General features: G+C 38.9%; 16 protein-coding genes and 1 pseudogene. 12 read left to right on the plus strand and 5 right to left on the minus strand.

What is annotated here, in order from left to right:
* Nucleotides 1-14: 14 nt before the first annotated feature.
* On the minus strand, nucleotides 15-3,362 hold the full coding sequence (locus P767_RS0108135; RefSeq protein WP_216593221.1) for a SusC/RagA family TonB-linked outer membrane protein: 3,348 nt from the start codon (nucleotides 3,360-3,362) through the stop codon (nucleotides 15-17).
* A 218-nt stretch (nucleotides 3,363-3,580) separates the two neighbouring features.
* Here P767_RS0108135 and P767_RS0108140 point away from each other — a divergent pair, with 218 nt between their 5' ends.
* Nucleotides 3,581-4,252, plus strand: a complete 672-nt coding sequence (locus tag P767_RS0108140) for a FadR/GntR family transcriptional regulator (protein ID WP_245586862.1) — start codon at nucleotides 3,581-3,583, stop codon at nucleotides 4,250-4,252.
* A gap of 1 nt (nucleotide 4,253) precedes the next feature.
* Here P767_RS0108140 and P767_RS0108145 read toward each other — a convergent pair whose 3' ends face one another.
* The gene (locus P767_RS0108145) at nucleotides 4,254-5,447 is read right to left on the minus strand and encodes a hypothetical protein (protein ID WP_026764105.1); all 1,194 of its coding nucleotides are present in this window, start codon (nucleotides 5,445-5,447) and stop codon (nucleotides 4,254-4,256) included.
* A 24-nt stretch (nucleotides 5,448-5,471) separates the two neighbouring features.
* Entirely contained in the window at nucleotides 5,472-6,842 is a 1,371-nt protein-coding gene (locus P767_RS16415; RefSeq protein ID WP_084799875.1) for an OmpA family protein, read from the minus strand.
* Between the two features lie 108 nt (nucleotides 6,843-6,950).
* Between P767_RS16415 and P767_RS0108155 the strand changes: the two genes are divergently transcribed.
* The 3 genes from P767_RS0108155 to P767_RS0108165 are packed head-to-tail and all read left to right on the plus strand — an operon-like array spanning nucleotide 6,951 to nucleotide 8,069.
* Complete coding sequence (locus P767_RS0108155) at nucleotides 6,951-7,211, plus strand: sigma factor (protein WP_026764106.1); 261 nt, start codon at nucleotides 6,951-6,953, stop codon at nucleotides 7,209-7,211.
* 29 nt (nucleotides 7,212-7,240) lie between these two features.
* Nucleotides 7,241-7,462: an RNA polymerase sigma factor gene (locus tag P767_RS0108160; protein WP_026764107.1), complete on the plus strand. Its 222-nt coding sequence runs from the start codon at nucleotides 7,241-7,243 to the stop codon at nucleotides 7,460-7,462.
* On the plus strand, nucleotides 7,455-8,069 hold the full coding sequence (locus P767_RS0108165; RefSeq protein WP_026764108.1) for a tetratricopeptide repeat protein: 615 nt from the start codon (nucleotides 7,455-7,457) through the stop codon (nucleotides 8,067-8,069). Before P767_RS0108160 ends, P767_RS0108165 begins: the two co-directional genes overlap by 8 nt.
* On the opposite strand, the gene P767_RS0108170 is transcribed toward P767_RS0108165, so the two are convergent.
* Complete coding sequence (locus P767_RS0108170; RefSeq protein ID WP_084799877.1) at nucleotides 8,052-10,733, minus strand: CHAT domain-containing protein; 2,682 nt, start codon at nucleotides 10,731-10,733, stop codon at nucleotides 8,052-8,054. The two genes, P767_RS0108165 and P767_RS0108170, sit on opposite strands and share 18 nt — an antisense overlap.
* An 85-nt stretch (nucleotides 10,734-10,818) precedes the next feature.
* Nucleotides 10,819-11,193: pseudogene (locus P767_RS0108175) on the minus strand (beta-L-arabinofuranosidase domain-containing protein); the annotation flags it as partial.
* A gap of 109 nt (nucleotides 11,194-11,302) precedes the next feature.
* On the opposite strand from P767_RS0108175, the gene P767_RS0108180 reads away from it, so the two are divergent.
* The 8 genes from P767_RS0108180 to P767_RS16420 all read left to right on the plus strand — a co-directional run bounded on the left by P767_RS0108180 (nucleotide 11,303) and on the right by P767_RS16420 (nucleotide 21,213).
* Nucleotides 11,303-12,637, plus strand: a complete 1,335-nt coding sequence (locus P767_RS0108180; protein ID WP_026764111.1) for a sigma-54-dependent transcriptional regulator — start codon at nucleotides 11,303-11,305, stop codon at nucleotides 12,635-12,637.
* Nucleotides 12,638-12,895: 258 nt separating this feature from the next.
* On the plus strand, nucleotides 12,896-14,596 hold the full coding sequence (gene kdpA / locus P767_RS0108185) for a potassium-transporting ATPase subunit KdpA (RefSeq protein WP_026764112.1): 1,701 nt from the start codon (nucleotides 12,896-12,898) through the stop codon (nucleotides 14,594-14,596).
* 10 nt (nucleotides 14,597-14,606) lie between these two features.
* Nucleotides 14,607-16,652, plus strand: a complete 2,046-nt coding sequence (gene kdpB / locus P767_RS0108190) for a potassium-transporting ATPase subunit KdpB (RefSeq protein WP_026764113.1) — start codon at nucleotides 14,607-14,609, stop codon at nucleotides 16,650-16,652.
* A gap of 29 nt (nucleotides 16,653-16,681) precedes the next feature.
* Entirely contained in the window at nucleotides 16,682-17,233 is a 552-nt protein-coding gene (locus tag P767_RS0108195; RefSeq protein WP_026764114.1) for a potassium-transporting ATPase subunit C, read from the plus strand.
* A gap of 5 nt (nucleotides 17,234-17,238) precedes the next feature.
* A complete protein-coding gene (locus P767_RS0108200) occupies nucleotides 17,239-18,318 on the plus strand; it encodes a porin (protein WP_026764115.1) in 1,080 nt (359 codons plus the stop codon).
* 41 nt (nucleotides 18,319-18,359) lie between these two features.
* On the plus strand, nucleotides 18,360-19,484 hold the full coding sequence (locus P767_RS0108205; protein ID WP_026764116.1) for a histidine kinase: 1,125 nt from the start codon (nucleotides 18,360-18,362) through the stop codon (nucleotides 19,482-19,484).
* Nucleotides 19,484-20,158 carry a hypothetical protein gene (locus P767_RS18845; protein WP_245586863.1) on the plus strand — a complete coding sequence of 225 codons (675 nt, stop codon included), beginning with the start codon at nucleotides 19,484-19,486 and terminating at the stop codon, nucleotides 20,156-20,158. Before P767_RS0108205 ends, P767_RS18845 begins: the two co-directional genes overlap by 1 nt.
* The gene (locus tag P767_RS16420) at nucleotides 20,086-21,213 is read left to right on the plus strand and encodes a sensor histidine kinase (protein ID WP_245586864.1); all 1,128 of its coding nucleotides are present in this window, start codon (nucleotides 20,086-20,088) and stop codon (nucleotides 21,211-21,213) included. The genes P767_RS18845 and P767_RS16420 overlap by 73 nt, the downstream gene beginning before the upstream one ends.
* The last annotated feature ends 4 nt before the right edge of the window (nucleotides 21,214-21,217 follow it).

A 21,217-nucleotide genomic window follows, 5' to 3' on the forward strand; every position in this document is an offset into this window, starting at 1 on the left:
AATTGAACAATCCATTACAGGGTTACTCTTACGCCAATGGTTAATCTTCGGGGTAGAGGGAATTTACCCTGGTCTACTCCTCCCACTTCCGGGAAATTACCGCTGTAACCAGATAGGTAGAATAGGTTAGATCCAGTAACGTTTACGCTCAATCCTTTAACTCTGTTGGCTAAGTATCTGCTGATAACAGTCCCGGGTAAATCATATGCCAGGGTTAATTCTCTCAGCATTACATAATCTCCTTTCTCCCATAAGTTGGCTGCAGGATTGTTTCCACTTGCATCTGTAGCATAGTTTCTACCCTGGTTTGCCCAATAGTATCTGGGCATGGTTGCAGTAGGATTGTTTGGCGTCCATGTTTTTAATACATCTGTGGTAGAGTTTTGTGAACCCTGTACCTGACTTAACCCTCTTACAATCTGGTTATTCAAAACCACAAAACCAAATGCGTAATCGAACTGTGCATATAATCGGATACCCTTAAATGAACTGGCAATATTAAAACCACCCATATGTTGTGGCGTAGTTCTGCCTACATAAACAAATTGTCTGCTGTCGATGGTATCGTTAGGATTTACCTGATGCCATTGTGCATCACCCAATTGCTTAATGCGTTTGTTATTATAAGGCAAGAATGCATTATAAACATTTGCATCTCTGGCAATGGTTGAAGGATCGGTGTAAATACCATCCCACTTAGGCGCCCATACTTCATCTAAGCCAATGCGCTGTCCTTCTACTAAACCACCCACATAAATTTGTTTACCCGGATTTTTAGGATCCCATACAAAGAAGCCGCTGGTTCTGTTACCTTCCAGACCATTGAAAGGTAATTTTTTAGCATAACTTTTTACATGATAATAGTTAGCGCCTACAGATAAAGCAAATCCCCCGTCTGTTTTAGGTTCAATAATTTTGGCATTCACTACCAACTCAATTCCTCGATTTTGTAATTGACCCAGGTTAGTGGTGAAACTGCTGAATCCAGTTTGAGAAGAGATATTTAATCCGGCTAATTTGTCAAATACGTTTCTAACAAAATAATCAACACTGAATGTAACTTTTTCATTTAAGATACCCGCATCCAATCCAATGTTCAAGCTATTCGTACGTTCCCATCTAACATCGGAATTGATATAGTTGGCTACATAGGTACCGCCGAAACCATTATAGGTTCCTGCATTGTTGTATACCTGAGAAGTAGCAAAGAATCCTAAGGAGCTTACATTACCATTAACACCATAACTTAATCTGGGTTTAACTCTTGTTATAAACTTAGACAAAAAAGAGTTTTTATAGAATCCTTCTTCGTGCATATTCCATCCCAAAGAAACACCGGGGAATGTACCATAATAATTTCCTTTCTTCAATCGGCTGGAACCATCCACTCTTACTACTGCGGTTAATAAATAACGATTCATAAATGAATAGTTTACCCGTGCAATAGAAGAGGCAATTCTTTCCCACTGATCAAAGTTAGAAGAAGCACCTGCAGGATTTACGATGGTAGTTCCCTGCACATTAGGAGGTGTAGCTGCTGCCAACCATGGAATTAAATCGGTTGGAGCCCCTTGCGCAAAACCAGAAGTAACATAGTTTTTGTAATCATAAAATTCCATCCCTGCCAATGCCGTTACATTGTGTTCTTTAAAACGCTTGCTGAATTGCAGGAATGCATTGGTGGTGTACTGCATGGTTTTAGATGTATTAAAACTGGCAGCTCTGTTGGTATTCATAGCACCACCATTACCTTGCTGATAAGCTTTGGTAAAGAAATTATTGTTGGTGTATTGATAATATCCTGATCCACTTGCCAATATTTTTAAATAGGGCAGAATGGTATATTCTAAATTAATACCACCCAGGAAACGTTGCTGGTTGGTATTGTTTACAGTTAAATTACTCCAGTATGCCGGGTTACCTAAAGTAACATCGTTTGGACCAGGCAGAATTTCGCCGGTTGCATAGTTGGTATAACGAATGGTTGGAGCCACCCCTACAAAACGCTGTAACAATCCACCCGCTGCACCGCCCTCGGGATCAACACCGCCAAATCCGCCGTAAGGCAAAGCCTGTTCCACATTGTACGCGCTGATATTGGTAGACACTTTTAATCTTTCCCCAATATTCAATCCCCCGTTAAAATTCAAATTCATTCTCTTTAACTGAGAGCCGATAATCATACCGTTATCTCTTACAGAACCTAACGACAATGCATAATTACCTTGCTCATTTGCACCTGAGAAATTGATATTGTGCTCACTGGTATTGTTTTGTTGCAATATCATCATCTCTCTTTCTCTTGCACTGATATCGGTAAAGATGATGCTATCCATTGTGCCAGGAGCAAATGGATTAGGGTCTACCAATAATCTCCATCTGGAATCGTTCAAAAGTGCTCTGTTGGCATTGTTTAATAATTGTGTGGTGTATAAACCTAAATCGGTTCTCCAGCCTGAGTTCACTGCCCATCCCCATGCACCTAAAAGCTGTCCACGGTCTGTGTTCATTGCACCGGTATTGTTGTCTAAGGAATCTCCTCTGAACCTTGCCTGTATACCCAGACGGTTCATACGGATATAATCGGATGCACTCAAATACTCGGAGGGATTTTTACGGATATAGTTGGTTGTATTTTGATATGAGTAAGTTACTTGCGCTTTACCTTTCTTTCCTTTTTTAGTAGTAACCAACACTACACCGTTTGCAGCTCTTGCACCATAAATAGCAGTAGTTGCGGCATCTTTTAATAAATCGATGGTTGCTACATCATTGATGTCTAATCCATACAAAGAGGGAACAATTACTCCGTCAACAATAAACAAAGGGGTACCACCGCCACCAAATTCTGTACCTCCTCTGAAAGTAATAGAAGGGGTGGTGCCGGGTTGACCCGTACGCTGCTGGATTCTTAAACCCGGTGCATTACCCTGCAATACAGTGGCAACGTTTGTGGTTGGTGAATGTTCAAAAGCTTTGGGATTCACTGTAATTACCGCACCGGTGATCTCTTTTCTTTTTTGAGAACCATAACCGGTTACTACAACATCTTCTAACTCAGAAACTACAGCACTGAGCGTTAGATCTACGATAGCACTATTACCAACTACTACTTCCCGGGTAGTAAAACCTACCATAGAGAAAACGAGGGTTGATCCTTCGTTGGCTTCAATGGTAAATATACCCTGAGTGTTGGTTTGGGTTCCCGATTTTTTACCCTTGATGGTAACAGAAACCCCGGCAATGGGTTTGGCATCATCACTCAGGATAGTGCCGGAGAATTTTTTGGTTTGGGCTAACAACACAGTGGAAAGCATTGTAAACAATGCAATCAGGCTGAGTTTAAAGCGATTTACGTTCATGGTAAGCAATTTTTATTTTGGTATTATGTATGACATAAAACTAATAATGTTTTTTATTAACTGCCAAATAAATTTTAACAATTTTATAATATATTGATTTTTAATGCATTACGAGTTATTCGAAAAATCGCTACATTTTTGGTAACTTTGGATTTCGCAAATAATAAGTAATACATAATCTAATGACCCTGGCTTTCATTAAGAATGAAATAAAACCCATGGACACTAGTAGCCTGGTGGACAAAGTGGAAAATAGCCTGGTAGATCTTTTGCAAAAAAGAAAACTATCGGTGGGCGATGTGATTCCAAAGGAAATTGAATTGGCAGAGGCTTTGGGAGTGAGTAGGACCGTAATCAGAGAAGCTTTAACTCGTCTGAGAATAATGGGTCTTATTGAGTCTAAAAAGAAAAAGGGATCTGTGATAACCAGTCCGGATATTTTTGGAATGATGAGCAAGAGTATGAATCCTCATATACTAGCTCCTGAAACATTAAAAGAAATTTTTGAAATCCGATTGGTATTGGAAATAGGCATGGCCGACTTATTATTTCACAGAATTACCAAAGAAGATATTGCAGCATTAAGACAGATTGTTGCGGGTGAACCCCCAGCTACTCAATATCACTTATTTAATATTGAACACGAGATTGCGTTTCACGGAAAGCTGTATGAAATTACAGGTAATGAAACGCTAAAGAAATTCCAGAAAATGTTGCTGCCTGTGTTTGATTTTGTACATAATAGTGGTTTGCTGAAAAAACAGCCCATGCTAAAAACATTCGTTTCACACAATGAACTTGTTGAAATATTAGAGAATGGTTCTCCTGACGAATTCAGAAATGGCATGAGAAGTCATCTGGAGAACCATTTTACCAGGCTGTTTGAATAAATCAATTCAGTTCTTCTATCTCAAAATGGACCCGCAAAGTAAACCCAACGCCCGTACGCCTGATATCAAAATAATTGGTGCCGCTGAAAAGATTTTTCATTAAGACTTCTCTGAATTGGTTATTGTCTAAAATAAGTTCAGATGTGTACGACATTTCAACTTTGTAGTCTTCATCAATTTCGGATAAACTTCCTGCGAACCTTAGTTTGGCTGTTTCAAACTGATTTCTGGGTATGGTAAAAATGGTATTACCGCTATTGGGAATAGTACGTTTCTCTCTCATTGCCAACCGAACAGGATTGGCTGCACTATTGGTTCTTGAGGGAAAATTGAAAAAGTTAACTGAAAAAAACTTGTTACTGGTAATGGCTTCTGCCACCAGTACGCCCAGATACTCTGCCTTGTTTTTAAAGGAAGCATTTGGCACTACTTTCTCGTCATCCGTATCAATATTCAGGGTCTCAATACTTTTTACCATGAAACGAAAACTGGTACTGGTTCTGGTTACATTCAGCAGCTGAGTACTATCGTCATCATCAGGTTTAGGAGGAAGTACAATCGGTCGATTAGATTGAATACTTTGTGGCATAGCTTTAGTAAGATCAATTAGCTTGGGAAAAGAACCCGTACTGGTTCCCGCAGCAGCTCTGAACTCCACACTGTCTAACCTTACAGCAATTGTAGTATACTCGCTGATACTGGGGCTACTTACCTGCACCGCAGGACTTTGATTGCCGATTGTCCAGTTAAGGGATGCGTGTTTTTCTACTACCGTTAATCGGGTACTGTCGAAATTATTTTTATACAAAGCCAGATAAACGCGCTTGCCTCTTCCAAAAGTTTTGCCATTTATTTTGGTATCGGAAAGACGAACCATGGGTAGCGCAATGATATATCGGTTGAGCGCTGCATCAAATATTTTTGCATCGAAAGCGCTGATATTATTCACGTATACACCATTCTCCATATCAATGCTGATTGGCTTGGTAGGTCGGGCAATAACAGTAAAAGGATCCACCATCTTTAAGGTATTGGCCTCAGGTGTGGCAAAAATCAATTCTCTGGCAATACGGGTGATACCTGCATCAGGGCCACTGGTATGTTGTAAGGAATTGGTCCACTTGGTGTGTAAACGAAATTGCGCATTGGCTACAAAACCGGCTGAACACAATACGAACAGGATAATTTTTTTCATATCAATGATTTCTGAATTAGAGAATTATAATTTTATGAATTCCACTCTTCGGTTAATGGCTTTTTCTTCCGGTGTTTTATTGGCATTCAAGGGAACGCTGGCACCTTTTCCGTCCGTCTGAATTCTGGCTTCGTCTATGCCGAATCCATAAACCAGTCTCATTTTTACCGCTTCAGCACGTTTTTTAGACAAGACCATATTGGCGGCTGCGTCTCCATCGTTATCGGTATGCCCAATGATTTTAACATTCACGGTAGCATTCTCTGACAACACTTTTCCTATATCGGAGAGAATGGTATTGCTCTCTGGTTTTATTTTATCGCTGTTTACATCAAACAAAATTTCATTGGTGGTAAACCTTCCTTCCGTAAGTAATTTATTTCTGGTATCTGCTCCTGCAACTGCATAGCGGAGATTGGTAATATAGATATCGCAGTCGTTAAAGAAACTTCTGAAAAAAGCAAATCCGTAGCTGCTGGTTTCTGTAAAGAACCTGGGCACATCAATGATTTTGTCTTCATTCATATACACCCGAAGCCTTCCCTTCTGACGCCATATGGAAACTTTTACAAACTGATCCCCCGATTTTACATCCCACTGTGGCATTTTAATTTGATTGTCTATTTCTGGTCCGTTGGTAGGATTAATGAATATACCAGCTTCTGCTGCACCTGGATGCAGATACACGATAGACGTGCCCTTTGAAAAGAATGCATCTTTCATGAGGTCTTCCTGTATGGTAGTAAAATTCAATCCAAATCCAGACATATTATTGGTAGGGTCGGCATTGATACCTACTTGAAATTCAATGGTACAGTTCTCTGGTAATTTTTGCATGGCATCCGGAACAAAGGAGCCATTCTTGCTCAATCGCAACCACTTGCCTTCTTTGTTTTCCAGCTTTACTACTTCGCCACTGGCGTTGGTATTCATTTCTGCAGGAAAATCTCCCACTTCCAACCGATCGAAATTGTCAAAATACAATTGCTTCTCACCCGCAACAAAGTCGAACTTTCCATAAGCTCCAACCGATTGCGGACCATTTTTTACATTGGCTTTGCGGTCTCCGTTGGCCCCTTCTTCATTCGAATCTTCTTCATCATCACCCTCTTTTTTAGATTTTGTCTTCCCTTTTGTTTGGCTCTTCTCATTTTCAGCATTGGGCTTTTTCTTTTTCTTGAACCAGGCTCCACTGAGTAAACTATCCACTGCCGCATCTGCCTTATCGCCAATTTTATTGCCGATTTTGTCTCCTGTATTTTCAGCCCTTTGTTCTGAAGTAGTCTTTGTTTTTTCTGTAATGCGCTTTAACAGGTTTTTCTTTTCTTCCTGAGCCTGAACTGCCAATTGTATCAAGAAGCAACTCAAAAAGAACAATAACTTTAAAGAATTCATAATGAAGGTTTTAGAATGGTTTCTAGCTTTAGTGTACCATTGACAAAAAAGTAAACCCCAAAAAGAGATTATTTTTTTCCGATTTACCTTTTAAGGATATTTACACTAATGATCAACAACAAGTCTTTTGACCTGGAACGTGTGTACACTGAAAATCGGGAGAAGTTCATTGGCTTTGCCCTTGGTTATTCCGTTTCAAAGGATACGGCCATTGATATTTATCAGGATGCTGTGGTTGCGCTGATGGAACAAATAAAAAAGAACAAACCCATTGCGGTGAAAAGCTCGGTTGCTACTTATTTGTTTGCTATTGGCAAATACATGTTGTTTCATCATTTAAAAAAGAAAAAAAACCAACCATTGAAATAGAAGAACTACCCGAAATAGAATGGGATTTTATGGAAGCTGCCCAAAAAGAGGAGCAAATTGTTTTATTGCAATCCTATTATGAAAAGATGGGAGTGCACTGTAAAAAGATTCTGCAGCTGTTCTATTATGAAGAGAAAAAACTGGAAGAGATTGTTCACTTGTTGGGATATGAAAATAAAGATGTAGTTAAATCGCAAAAATCAAGGTGCATTAAACAACTCAAAACACTAATTGCCGAACACAATGGATGAAGAATCAAAAATAGCTACCAGTATTCACCTGGCAGAAAGAGCTGCTGCTAAAAAGCAATTACAGGCTTTGGAAGCATCCATTGCGGCAAAAAAGAAGCGCTATATCTGGCAATGGGCAGCTGCTGCTTCCATTGTTGTTGCTGCCTTATTTACAACCCTTCAGCTTTTGCGTGGCCCCGATTATAATGCCCTTTTCGCTGCTTATTACGAACCCTATCCCAATACCATTGCACCCGTAGAAAGAACGGCCAATTCCGATACCCGTTTATCTCAGGCATTTGCCTACTATGATGGTGGAGATTACGAAAAAGCCATCTATGCATTTCAGCAATTACAACAAAGCGATCAATGGAAAGACCTGCAATTGTATATGGGAATTGCTCAAATGGCACTGAACCAAAATGAAGCCGCCAGAAAAAGTTTTGAAGCAGCCATAGCAGCAAAAGGAGAAACGGCACCCATTGCCACCTGGTACCTGGGTTTGTTATACATAAAAATGGAGCAGCCAGCAAAAGCGAAACCATTGATTCAATCAACGGCAGCAACCGATAACCCATTTGCAGGCAACGCAAAAAAACTAGGAACTGAATTAGGCTTTCTTCCTTAAGAACAAAAAGTAAGCGCCTGATACAACCAGCAACACTGCTCCTATCAAAACAAGCCAGAACCATGGGCCCGATGATGAAGTAAGGGGGGCATCATTCCCCGTTAGTATAAATCCACTCCAGAAATAAGGATGTGCATACAATGGATATTGGCTTACAAAATCCTGTTTTGCTTTTGACAATGCCGCTGCCTTATTCAATCCCTTATTTAAATACTGGTAAAACAAAACCATAATTGCTGCCGTCTCTTTGTCTGGTACCTGCCATAAACTTACCACTGTACTTTTTACTCCTGCATAGGTAAAGGCCCTGGACAAACTCATCAGTCCCTCTCCCTCTACCAATTTACCCGCACCGGTATTACAAGCACTGAGTACCACCAATTCCAGAGGCATGGCTTTTGTGTAAAGTTCACTTAAATACAGCGGTTGGGCCTGATTGAACAAGAGGCAGGATTCATTGAAATTGTTATCGTACAAAACCGCATGCGCAGCACAATGCAGCATACTGGCTTTGTTGGATTGATCGTAAAAATTTTCTTTGGAAGCAGCATTACCAGTAAAAGAATCTCCTTTGAATATGCCCGCTACCTGCTCTGCTTCTTCTTTGGCAAAGGGAAGCTTTGCTAAAGAAGCATTCTTATAAACCGTTTGTGTATAGTCCGGGGCAAAAGCGGCCAGTTTTGCCTTATCAGTAGTGTTTCTGTTTTTTTGATGCAGGTACCACAAGGAAAGAGAATAGTTATAAGTAATGGGAAAATGGTTCACCAAAAACTGTTTGGTTGCTGCATTGTACAGACTTTCAAAAGACAAATAGTTTAAAAAATTATCGGGGATAATGGTGAGTTGCTGCGGTTGAATTCCTTTTACCAGCTGCTCATACAATGCAGCAGACAAGGGCTTCCAATTGCTATTGGGTTTTTTAATCAATGCATTGTATTCATTTACTTTTTCAGCCAGCGCTTTTACGGTACCCAGCTGCTGGATGGCAATATCATCATGGGTAATCAATACACGGAAGGCATAATTGGTAGCCACATAATATTTAAGTATCGCCTGTTGGGGTTGCAGAAGTTGCATGCAGGCGTCTACAGAATAATTGGCCAGCGTAAAATTGGTAAATGCTTTTTGTTTAGTGGCTATTTCCTTCTCCAGTTTTTGTATGGCTACTACCTGTTCCTGAATTTTTGTTGAATAGTCTACTGTTTTCCCTTTTTCAATTTGTTCCTGCGACCAGAATTCTTTTTGTTGTTGTTGCCACTGAAGTTCATGCATCAATTTTGCAATCGGGGTATTTTGTTTTAATAACTGCAATTCAAAAGACTTGGCTAAATGAAAGGAAGTATTCTTCTCTATTTGCTCAAGAATTCTTTTTTTAGGGAGATAAGCATTGGGATATTTTTCGATTGCAACAAATAAATATCCTTCCACAATTTTTTTGTGCAGGTTATTCAAGGTACTGTTGTAACTGCCTTTCTTGTAATACTCGCCAAACAATAAGGAAGCGGTTGATACCAGCTTCTCTGCTTTCTCTAAGTACAGGGGTTTCTTTTGTTGCCGATAGGCTTCAATAAAGATCAGTGCAGAACTGGCAAAAATATTTACATAGCGACTATTGTTCAGTTGCTTAATCAGTTGAGGGTTAAAACTCAGTATCTGTTGGTTCGGACCAATATGGGTTTGCAAGAGGGAGAGTATATTCCGCTCCACAATGGCCATTGCGGGTGTATAATCTTGCAAACTGGCCATATTCATGGCTTTCATGGTTTCTAAACTGAAGCGGCTGATGCTGGTTGGTGGAAATTGAAAACTTTGCAAAGAGGATTCTACATGATACAGGGCTTTTTTATAGTCGCCCATTTCCCGATACTGATTGGCCAGTTTGGAATGCGACAACATGATATTGAAAGAGTCTTTCAAGGCAGTGGCCGTTTGCAAGAAAGCATTGCCTGCCTGAATACCTGCGGCATGATCGGTTGAATTGTAATTGTAATAGTCACAGAGGCTGGAATAACAGGCAAGTAAATAAGACCTGTCGGCCTGTAATTCTTCTGAAGGACTTTGCTTTATTTCCTGTTGGAAGCTTTGAATAATCGCTACGGCTTTTTTAGGATCATCTTCCAGTCCGGCAGCAATCACTTCCATTTTTCTAAGTATTCTTCTGGCATAATAATAAGCAGGGGAAGCTTCTTTTCCTTTGAATCGGGCTTTAAAGTAAGTAGCAAATTTTTGATAGGTTTTCTGCTCACCTTGCTTATCGTCGTATTCTCCGTAATAGTAATGCAGATTATTGTAGGCTGTTAAATAGTCTATTTCCTTGATCTGTGTAAAATGACTCTCCATTATTTCAATGGCTTTCTCTACATAGTCTATTTCTTCTTTCTGATTTCCCAAACTGGAATGACTAAAAGACAATTCCAGATACACCAATGACTTGAGTGCAATGTCTTTTTTTAATTCTGCTACATGGTTCTTGAGCAGGTCCTGATACAATTCTATGGATGCCACATATTTTCCTTCCTTGGAAAATTGCAAAGCTTTGTCCATTTTTTGCTGAGCAGTCTGGGCATTGCCCTGCACTTGCTGGGGATAGGCTTTCGGTACTTGTGCAAATGCCGCTGCAGAAAAAACAAAACATACAATTGCAATAGCCAACATCCTCCGCATTTGATTCAATTTGATTACGCACAAATTAATCAAAAAAAAGGGAAGCAAGTGTTATCCTGCTTCCCGTCCAAAAAACCCCCGTATGCTAATTGAACTGTACGTCTAAATAAACTGAATGTCTACCGTATGAATCGTAAAACGGTTTAAAAACCACATCCCCAATATTGAATTGCAATTGCTTTGGATCGCCACTGATTGATTTGCCAATATCATTTGCATCGAAACTGATTTTTCTCCACTCTTTTCTGGCTTCGGTTTCCTGAGCCGCCAATAAAATGGGGCCGTAAAATAAACTGGCAATATTCTGCTGATCCATCACCGGATCTAAGTGAAACTGAAACGGCATTTTCACTTCTACTACATCGCCCGATTTCCAAACCCTGTTGATTTGTACATAGGATCCAGGCACTGCTTTTACATTGGCTGGTTTCCCGTTCACTTTTACAGTATATCCTTTGGTGGCCCATCCGGGACGCTACTGTAAATTCCGTCCCTATATCTCTAAATGGCTTGCGCACAGCTTCAAAATCGTATATCCCGTTAAAAACAGATAACAATATATTTGTAGTGTGAATACCATTTTGATAATTGACGATGAGGAAAAACTTCGTTCCTTACTTTCCAGAATTATTTCATTGGAAGGATTTGACGTTTTAGAAGCAGGCACAGCCAAACTGGCTTTGAAAAAACTCGAAACGCTTTCTGTGGATGTTGTGCTTTGTGACGTAAAATTACCAGACACCAATGGTGTAGAACTGCTAGGGCAAATCAAAGAAAAATACCCTTTTATTGAAGTTATTTTGTTAACTGCCTATGGCAATATCCCGGATGGGGTTCAGGCTATGAAAAAAGGGGCATTTGATTATATAACCAAAGCAGACGATAACGATAAAATCATTCCCCTCCTATATAAAGCATTAGAAAAAGTTGCTCTATCAAAACGATTGTTTCAACTTGAAAAAAGATTAGAAAACAAATATTCCTTTGCCAGCATTTTGGGTAAATCAGCTTCTATTCAGGAAGCCATCCGCGCAGCAGAAAGAGTATCAGTAACAGATGCTACTGTTTTATTGCATGGAGAAACAGGTACAGGCAAAGAAGTTTTTGCACAAGCTATTCACCACAATAGTGGTAGAAGTAAAAAAACATTCATTGCCATTAACTGTGCGGCTTTCAGTAAAGAATTACTAGAAAACGAATTATTTGGTCATAAGGCCGGAGCTTTTACCGGGGCAATAAAAGACAGCAAAGGTATTTTCGAAGAAGCCAACGGAGGAACGGTCTTTCTGGATGAAATTGGAGAAATGCCGATTGATCTTCAGGCTAAATTGCTTCGTGTATTAGAAAGTGGTCAATTTTTAAAAGTAGGAGACAGTAAACCAACCACAGTGAATCTAAGAATCATCGCTGCAACCAATCGGAATCTTCAACTGGAAATACAGCAAGGCCATTTTAGAGAAGATTTGTATTATAGGATTTCTGTTTTTCAAATTCATTTACCTCCATTAAGAGAGAGAACTCAGGACATCAATGAACTTGCACAATTCTTTTGTTTGCATTTTGCAGAAAAGCTGAATAAAAAACAAGTTCAATTGTCACCCGAGTATTTGAAAGCCCTTAAAGCGCATCCGTGGAAAGGCAATATCAGAGAATTGAAAAACGTAATTGAAAGAAGCCTAATTATTTCCGATGGAAATCTTCTTTTGCCAGTTACACTGCCTTCCGACTTTCAAATGGAAGGATTTGCTGATGAGAATGACACCTTAGAATTGGCCGCAATGGAAAAGAAGCATATTCAGAAAGTACTAAAATATACCAATGGCAATAAAACAGAATCTGCCAAATTGCTGAATATTGCCCTTACTACCTTATACCGGAAAATAGATGAGTATAAGCTACACTAGTAAACTAACCCTATCGAAACGATAATCTAGACCCTTTCAAAATGAAAGGGTTTTTTTTATCCCAAAACAGCGTGCCATAGCGCAAACCCTTTCCCTTATTGAATCTCACCTGTTTTTGAGGAACAGGCACGAGCATTGTCTATTGTTTGGCAACACTAAAAATAGAAAGCTATGCTTGTATTATTTATTATTTCCATTTTGGTATTCTGCTATATGTGCTATGTACTGGTTAAACCTGAAAAATTTTAAATCTATCCTATGTATTCAGAAATGATTGGTATTGTCTTTATGTTTACTATTAGCTTGTTGTTGGCCATTCCTTTAGGCAAATACATGGCAAAAGTTTATGGCGGACAACCTACGCGACTTAACAGGGTTTTTAATCCCCTGGAAAAATGGCTCTTCGGCATCAGCAACATTAATCCCAACACAGAAATGAATTGGAAACAACATATGTTGGCCATGATGATTATTAATGGGGTTTGGATTGTATTAGGCATGCTGATATTAATGAACCAAAGTTGGTTACCCCTGAATCCGGATAAGAATCCGGACATGAGTGCCCATCTTGCTTTTAATACCACTATATCTTTTGTAGTGAATTGTAATCTTCAACACTATTCAGGAGAAACGGGCGTTAGTTATCTAAGTCAATTGTTCTTACAGTTCTTACAATTTGTTAGTGCAGCAACTGGTATGGCTGCAGCTGTAGTATTGTTCAAAGCGCTCAAAGACAGGGCTACTCATCAACTGGGTAATTTTTATGTCTATTTTGTAAAATCAATTACAAGAATATTACTTCCTATTTCCGTTGTAATTGCCATACTTTTTCTTTTTGATGGAATGCCGATGGGCTTAGAAGGGAAAGAGCAAATGGTAAACCTGCAAGGAGACACTATTCAAGTATCCAGAGGGCCGGTTGCATCTTTTATCCCAATTAAACACCTGGGAACCAATGGGGGCGGTTATTTTGGCTCTAACAGTGCCCATCCCTTAGAAAACCCCTCCTATTTCTCGAATATGGTAGCAATGATAGCGCAATTGTTAATTCCATTCTCTATGATTTTTGCCTTTGGCTATTTTATCAATAGAAGAAAAATGAGCTGGATGATTTTTGGAGTGATGACAGTGGGCTTTCTTCTGCTGGCCATCCCCAACATTGTTCAGGAAGTCAATGGCAATCCTGCCATAGCTAAAATGGGTATTCAGCAGAAATTAGGCGCCATGGAAGGCAAAGAAATGAGAATTGGTGCAGCAGCATCTGGATTCTGGAGCATTGTTACCACCGTCATTTCTACAGGATCTGTTAATGCCATGCACGACAGTACCATGCCCATGAGTGGCATGAATGAAATGCTTGCCATGATGGTTAATAGTTTTTATGGAGGTTGTGGGGTAGGCCTGCTGAACTTTTTCATCTTCATCATTCTCGCTGTTTTTATAAGTGGATTAATGGTTGGAAGAACCCCTGAATTTCTTGGAAAAAAGATTGAAGCGAATGAAATAAAAATTGCAATGTTAATTGCTTTGCTTCATCCCTTCTTAATATTAGTAGGAACAGCATTGTCGAGCTATCTATACGTAAATAATCCCGAAGCCTATGCTAGCTGGTTAAACAACCCTGGATTCCATGGTTTCAGTGAAATGTTGTATGAGTATACTTCTTCCGCTGCCAATAACGGAAGTGGATTTGAAGGTCTTGGCGACAATACACTTTGGTGGAATATTAGTACGGGAATAGTTCTAATTCTAGGTCGTTTCCTACCCATTATTGGACCAATAGCTATTGCAGGTATGCTGGCAGCAAAAAAACAAATTCCAGAAAGTGCAGGAACCCTAAAAACAGACACTTCCACTTTTGGCATTATGATTTTTGCTGTGATCTTGATAGTTACTGCTCTTTCCTTTTTCCCTTCATTGGCACTCGGTCCGATTGCTGAATATTTTACGCTCTATTAATTCCATCCCCATGAAACAAAATCAATCAAATCGTTTATTTAGTAAAGACCTTGTTGTAGAGGCCCTAAAAGCATCTTTTGTAAAATTGCATCCTGCTAACATGTTCCGCAACCCTGTAATGTTTATGGTATGGTTAGGCACCATTATCATGGGAGGAGTTTGTATTTGGATTGTTATGGGCGAGCAAAGCCAGGGAAGTCTTGTATACAATCTGGTCATTACGGTGCTTTTATTTTTTACCCTATTATTTGCCAATTTTGCAGAAGCCATTGCAGAAGCAAGAGGTAAAGCGCAAGCCAATAGCCTGCGTAAAACCAGAGAAGAAACCCCAGCCAAAATGTTACAACCTGTTGGCGAAATGATAGTGGGCGAAATAAAAATCATCCCTTCTTCTCAATTAGAAAAAGGCAATTATTTTGTTTGCGAAGCAGGCGATATTATTCCTTCGGATGGTGAAATTATTGAAGGTCTAGCTACCATTGATGAAAGTGCCATAACCGGAGAAAGTGCCCCTGTAATTAGAGAAGCAGGGGGCGATAAAAGCAGTGTAACAGGGGGTACTAAGGTTTTGAGCGATAGAATTGTCGTATGTGTTACCACAGAACAAGGTGAAAGTTTTCTGGATAAAATGATTGCGTTAGTAGAAGGTGCTTCCAGACAAAAAACACCTAATGAAATTGCATTGACCATTTTACTTGCAGGTTTTACTTTGGTTTTTATTTTGGTAACGGTTACATTAAAACCTTTTGCTGACTTTGCGCAAGCACCCATAACCATTGCTGCATTTATTTCTTTGTTTGTTTGCCTGATACCTACTACCATCGGAGGGTTGCTTTCTGCTATTGGTATTGCAGGCATGGACAGGGCTTTGCGAGCCAACGTAATTACCAAAAGTGGAAAGGCAGTTGAAACAGCTGGAGATATTGATGTATTGCTACTAGACAAAACTGGAACTATTACGATTGGCAATAGAAAAGCAACTCATTTTTATCCTGCGGAAGGTATTTCGCCTGATTGTTTCATTAAATCCGTATTGTTAAGCTCTTTGGCAGATGAAACTCCGGAAGGAAAATCAATCATTGAATTGGTGGGCGTAAACGCTGCAGATTACGAAATAAAGAATGCAAGATTCATCAAATTTACTGCTGAATCCAGAAGCTCTGGTATTGATATAGGAGAAGACACGCGCATTAGAAAAGGAGCTGCTGATGCTATTCGAAATCTTTGTGAAAAGAAAGGGAATCCTTTTCCTGAGGCCATTGACCAAAGAGTCAAACAAATTTCTGCCAATGGCGGAACTCCGTTGGTTGTATCTGAGAATGAACAGGTGATGGGGGTGATTGAATTACAGGATATCATTAAACCCGGTATTCAGGAACGTTTTGAACGCTTGCGTAAAATGGGGATTAAAACCGTTATGGTTACAGGAGACAATCCACTTACGGCGCAATATATTGCCCAGAAAGCTGGTGTTGATGACTTTATTGCAGAAGCCAAACCAGAAGACAAAATGCATTATATCCGCAAAGTACAAGCAGAAGGCAGACTGGTGGCTATGATGGGCGATGGAACCAATGATGCACCCGCATTGGCACAGGCAGATGTTGGGGTTGCCATGAATAGTGGAACGCAGGCAGCTAAAGAAGCAGGAAACATGGTAGATTTAGACAACGACCCTACTAAATTGATTGAAATTGTAGAAATTGGCAAACAATTGCTCATGACCCGGGGCACCCTTACTACATTCAGCATTGCCAATGATGTGGCAAAATATTTTGCTATTGTACCTGCTTTGTTTGTTAGCGCAATTCCAGCTTTACAAGGATTAAACATAATGCGATTAACAAGTCCAGAAACCGCCATTCTCTCTGCGGTGATTTTCAATGCTTTTATCATTCCTTTGTTAATTCCATTGGCTTTAAAAGGTGTGGCTTATAAACCTATTGGGGCAAGCGCCTTGTTGAGAAGGAATCTTATTATTTATGGTTTAGGTGGCATTATTGTTCCATTTATAGGTATCAAACTGATTGACATGGCAGTAACCATATTTTATTAATAACTCTGTAAAGAGCTCAAATTCATCAAATGAAAACACATGTATTTTCTGCAATAAAATTAACCCTTGTAATGCTGATTCTTTTGTCTGGTATTTATCCGCTTCTTATTTGGGGAGCTGCCCACCTAACACCCGATAAAGGACAAGGAAAACGAATCATTGCCAATGGGCAATCTTACTACAAGAATATCGGCCAGACATTTACACAAGGCCAATATTTCTATAGTCGTCCTTCGGCCGTGAGCTATAATGCAGCTGGATCTGGCGGCAGCAATAAGGGACCTGCTAATCCTGATTATTTAGCTACAGTTCAAGCACGTATCGACAGTTTTATGGTACACAATCCGGGTATTCATAAAAAAGACATCCCAGCTGAGCTGGTAACAGCTAGTGGCAGCGGTTTAGATCCCCATATTTCTGTTGAAGCAGCAACCATACAAGTTAAACGGATTTCCCAAATTAGAAATATTCCGGAAGCCAACTTGAACGAATTAATACGTAAACATACAGAACAACCCATGTTCGGCCCGTCAGTCATTAATGTATTGGCCTTAAATATTTCGTTGGATCAATTAAAATAATAAAAATGAAAACTTTGTTGAGCGTATTTTTTAGTTTGTTATTGAGTGGTATTGTAGTAGCCCAGGATAAACAAGACCGTCCCGCGGTTTCCTTTAGCGGATACATTGAAACCTATTATAGTTACGATTTTGGAAGACCGCTTTCCAATACCCGCCCCGGATTTGCATATTCGCACAATAAACACAATGAAGTGGCACTGAACCTGGGATATATTAAAGCAGCTTATGCACAAAATGGAGTGAGAGCCAATTTAGCTGTTGCCACAGGAACCTATATGAATGCCAACCTGGCTGCAGAACCTGGTGTGCTTAAAAATATTTATGAAGCCAACGTCGGCTTACAATTATCTAAGACCGCCAATCTTTGGTTGGATGCAGGTATTTTTGCATCACATATTGGCTTTGAAAGTGCAATTGGTAAAGATTGCTGGTCTCTGACCAGGGGCATTCTCGCTGATAATTCGCCTTATTATGAATCGGGGGTAAAATTAACCTATATTTCACCCAATGAAAAATGGACACTCAGCGGATTGGTCTTAAATGGATGGCAAAGAATGCAACGAGTGCCTGGAAATCGTACCCTTGGACTTGGCCATCAAATAACGTATAAACCCAATGATGCAGTCACCTTAAATAGTAGTTCTTTTATTGGCAATGATAAACCAGATAGCGTACGTCAGATGCGATACTTCCATAATTTTTATGGTATATTCCAGCTATCTTCTAAATGGGCTGTTACAGCTGGATTTGACATTGGATTTGAACAAAAATACAAAGGAAGCAATCAATACAATACCTGGTATACCCCAATCGTTATGGCAAAACTAAAGGCAGATAACAAAAACAGTATTACTGCCCGAATAGAATATTATAACGACCCAAATCAAGTGATTATCAGTACCGGAACAACCAATGGATTTAAAACCTGGGGTTATTCTATCAACTACGATCGCCAATTAAGCGATCAGGCAGTTTGGCGCATTGAAGCCCGTAGCTTCTCGTCTAATGATAAAATATTTGAAAAAAATAGTCGGCTGAGTACTGGTAATTTCTTTATGACAACAGCAATTGCCATTTCATTTTAGCATTCAGCCTAGTATGCTTATCTTCTTCTAACAGCTCGCTTATGCAAGAAAAAGACCAAAAAGTTCAACAGTTTCTCAATCTCATCAAGAAATCGAGAAGAGGTAAATTCAAGATTTACATTGGCATGAGTGCGGGTGTTGGTAAAACCTATCGGATGCTTCAGGAAGCACATGCTTTATTAAAAAATGGCATTGATGTTAGAATAGGATATATTGAAACCCATAACAGAAAAGAAACCCATGCCCTTTTAGAGGGTTTACCTGTAATTCCGAGAAGAAAACTTTTTTATAAGGGCAAAGAATTGGAAGAACTAGACGTCCAAACCATTATTCAAACCAGACCCGAATTAGTCATTGTAGATGAATTAGCACATACGAATATTGAGGGAAGCAAAAACGAAAAAAGATGGCAGGATGTACTAGAAATTATTGATGCGGGCATTAATGTAATTAGTGCTGTTAATATTCAACATATTGAAAGTCTGAATGAAGCCGTTAAACAAATTACAGGAATTGAAGTAAAAGAAAGAGTTCCTGACAGTGTTTTAGCGCAAGCAGACGAAGTTGTCAATATTGACCTTACTGCAGATGAATTGATATCCCGGCTTAAAGAAGGGAAAATTTATGATCCTACAAAAATTGAACAAGCACTAAAGAATTTTTTTAAAAGTGAGCATATTCTACAATTGAGAGAGCTGGCACTAAAAGAAGTTGCTTCACAAGTAGAAAGAAAAGTAGAATCAGAAATTACTCATGTCAATGCTATAAAACATGAGCGATTTTTAGCCTGTATAAGTTCAAATGAAAAAACTGCCAAAACAGTTATTCGCAAAACAGCCAGACTGGCTAATTATTATAATAGCAAATGGTATGTTTTATATGTACAAATACCTGCAGAAGCAACAGATAAAATAGCACTTGATAAACAAAGACACTTAATTAATAATTTTAAATTGGCTACAGAACTTGGGGCTGAAATTATTAAAGTAGAAAATACCAATATTGCAAAAGCGATTATGGAACAATCCGATCAGCGGCAGATTACCACAATTTGCATTGGCAAACCACATTTGAGTTTGTTCAGACTTATATTAGCCACCAATGTATTCAATGAATTATTGAAAAAAATGTCGAGTAGTGATATTGACCTAGTAATATTAAGCTAATGAAAATTAAACAGAAACTCCAATTAGGATTGGGTCTATTATTTAGTCTGATTTTTCTTTTGGCCTCCATCAGCATCCTCTTCATCCATCAACTTAGTTTGGATACAAAGAATATTTTGGTGGCTAATTACAATACATTGGACTATTCCAGGAAAATGCAAATAGCCTTGGATAACAATATTTTTTTACCAGTTAACCAAAATCTTTTTGCTGAAAATCTTGCATTACAACAAAAAAATGTTACAGAGCCCGGTGAAGGAGAATTGACAACAAAGCTTGCTATTCATTTTAACTTATTACAAAAAAATCCTTTGGATACGACTCAAATCAGAAGTATCAGAAAGGATTTGTCGGATATCATGCTTTTGAATATGCAAGCCATTGAAAGAAAAAGTATGATTGCAGAATCTACTTCGGAGCGCTCTATATTTTGGGTGAGTATTATTGGCTGCATCTGTTTCATGATTTCATTTACCTTACTATTTAATCTGCCAGGAAATATTGCTAATCCGATTCGAGAATTAACAGAAAGTATAAAAGAAATTGCGGAAAGAAATTATTCCAGAAGATTACATTTTAACAAAAAAACGAATTCGGAGTTTTGGCTTCTTCCTTTAATACCATGGCGGAAAAACTGGAAGAATACCAGGCTAGTAGTCTTCAAAAATTACTGATTGAAAAGAAAAGAATTGAAACCCTGATTAACAATTTGAAGGATCCTGTAATAGGTTTAGACCACAACAAGAAAGTATTGTTTATGAACAATATGGCAATTAGAATTTGTGGCATTAAAGCAGATGAAATTGTGGGTAAATCTGCCGAAGAACTAGCTTTGAAAAATGATTTGATTAGATTATTGGTAAAAGACTTATACGAACCTATCCAACCCAAACAACAAAATAAAATACCAATAAAGATTTATGCAGATAACAAAGAAAGCTATTTTGAAAAAGAAATCATCCCCATCAATATCATTCCTTCAGGAGAGCATGTAGAACAGCTTATTGGAATTGTTATCTTATTGCAAAATGTTACTCCCTATAAAGAATTAGACTACGCCAAAACCAATTTTATTGCAACAGTGTCTCATGAACTAAAAACGCCTATTGCTTCCATTCGGATGAGCCTGGACCTGCTGGAGAATCAACATTTGGGAGAACTGAACCCGGAGCAAAAAAACTTGGTTGAAAGCATTAAAGAAGATACAACCAGACTTTTGAAAATTACCAGTGAATTACTTAACATGACCCAGGTAGAAACCGGGTCTATTCAGATGATAATTCAATCCACTCCAATTGAAGAAATCATTAATGCTGCAGTTACTGCAAATAAACTGGCAGCTAATAATAAAAACATACAATTGTCCATTTCGATTGACCCTTCAGTTTCTACAGTATCGGCAGACAAAGACAAAACCAGCTGGGTTTTGATCAACCTGGTTTCCAATGCAATTCGATATAGTCACGAAAATGCTACTGTTCATATTGAAGTACGTGCAGAAAATGATAAAATCAAGTTTTCCGTGATGGATACTGGTCAGGGCATTGAACCTAAATACATCCACAAGATTTTTGATCGTTACTTTAGAATTCCCAGCTCTAAAAAAGAAGGGACTGGACTTGGACTTAGCATCAGCAAAGAATTTATTGAGGCGCAGGGAGGAGAAATTACTGTAATCAGTGATTTAGGAAAGGGGAGTGCCTTCTCCTTTACCCTTAACGCAGGATAAAAAA

The organism is Sediminibacterium salmoneum NBRC 103935 (genome assembly GCF_000511175.1).
In the GTDB taxonomy this organism is placed as follows: domain Bacteria; phylum Bacteroidota; class Bacteroidia; order Chitinophagales; family Chitinophagaceae; genus Sediminibacterium; species Sediminibacterium salmoneum.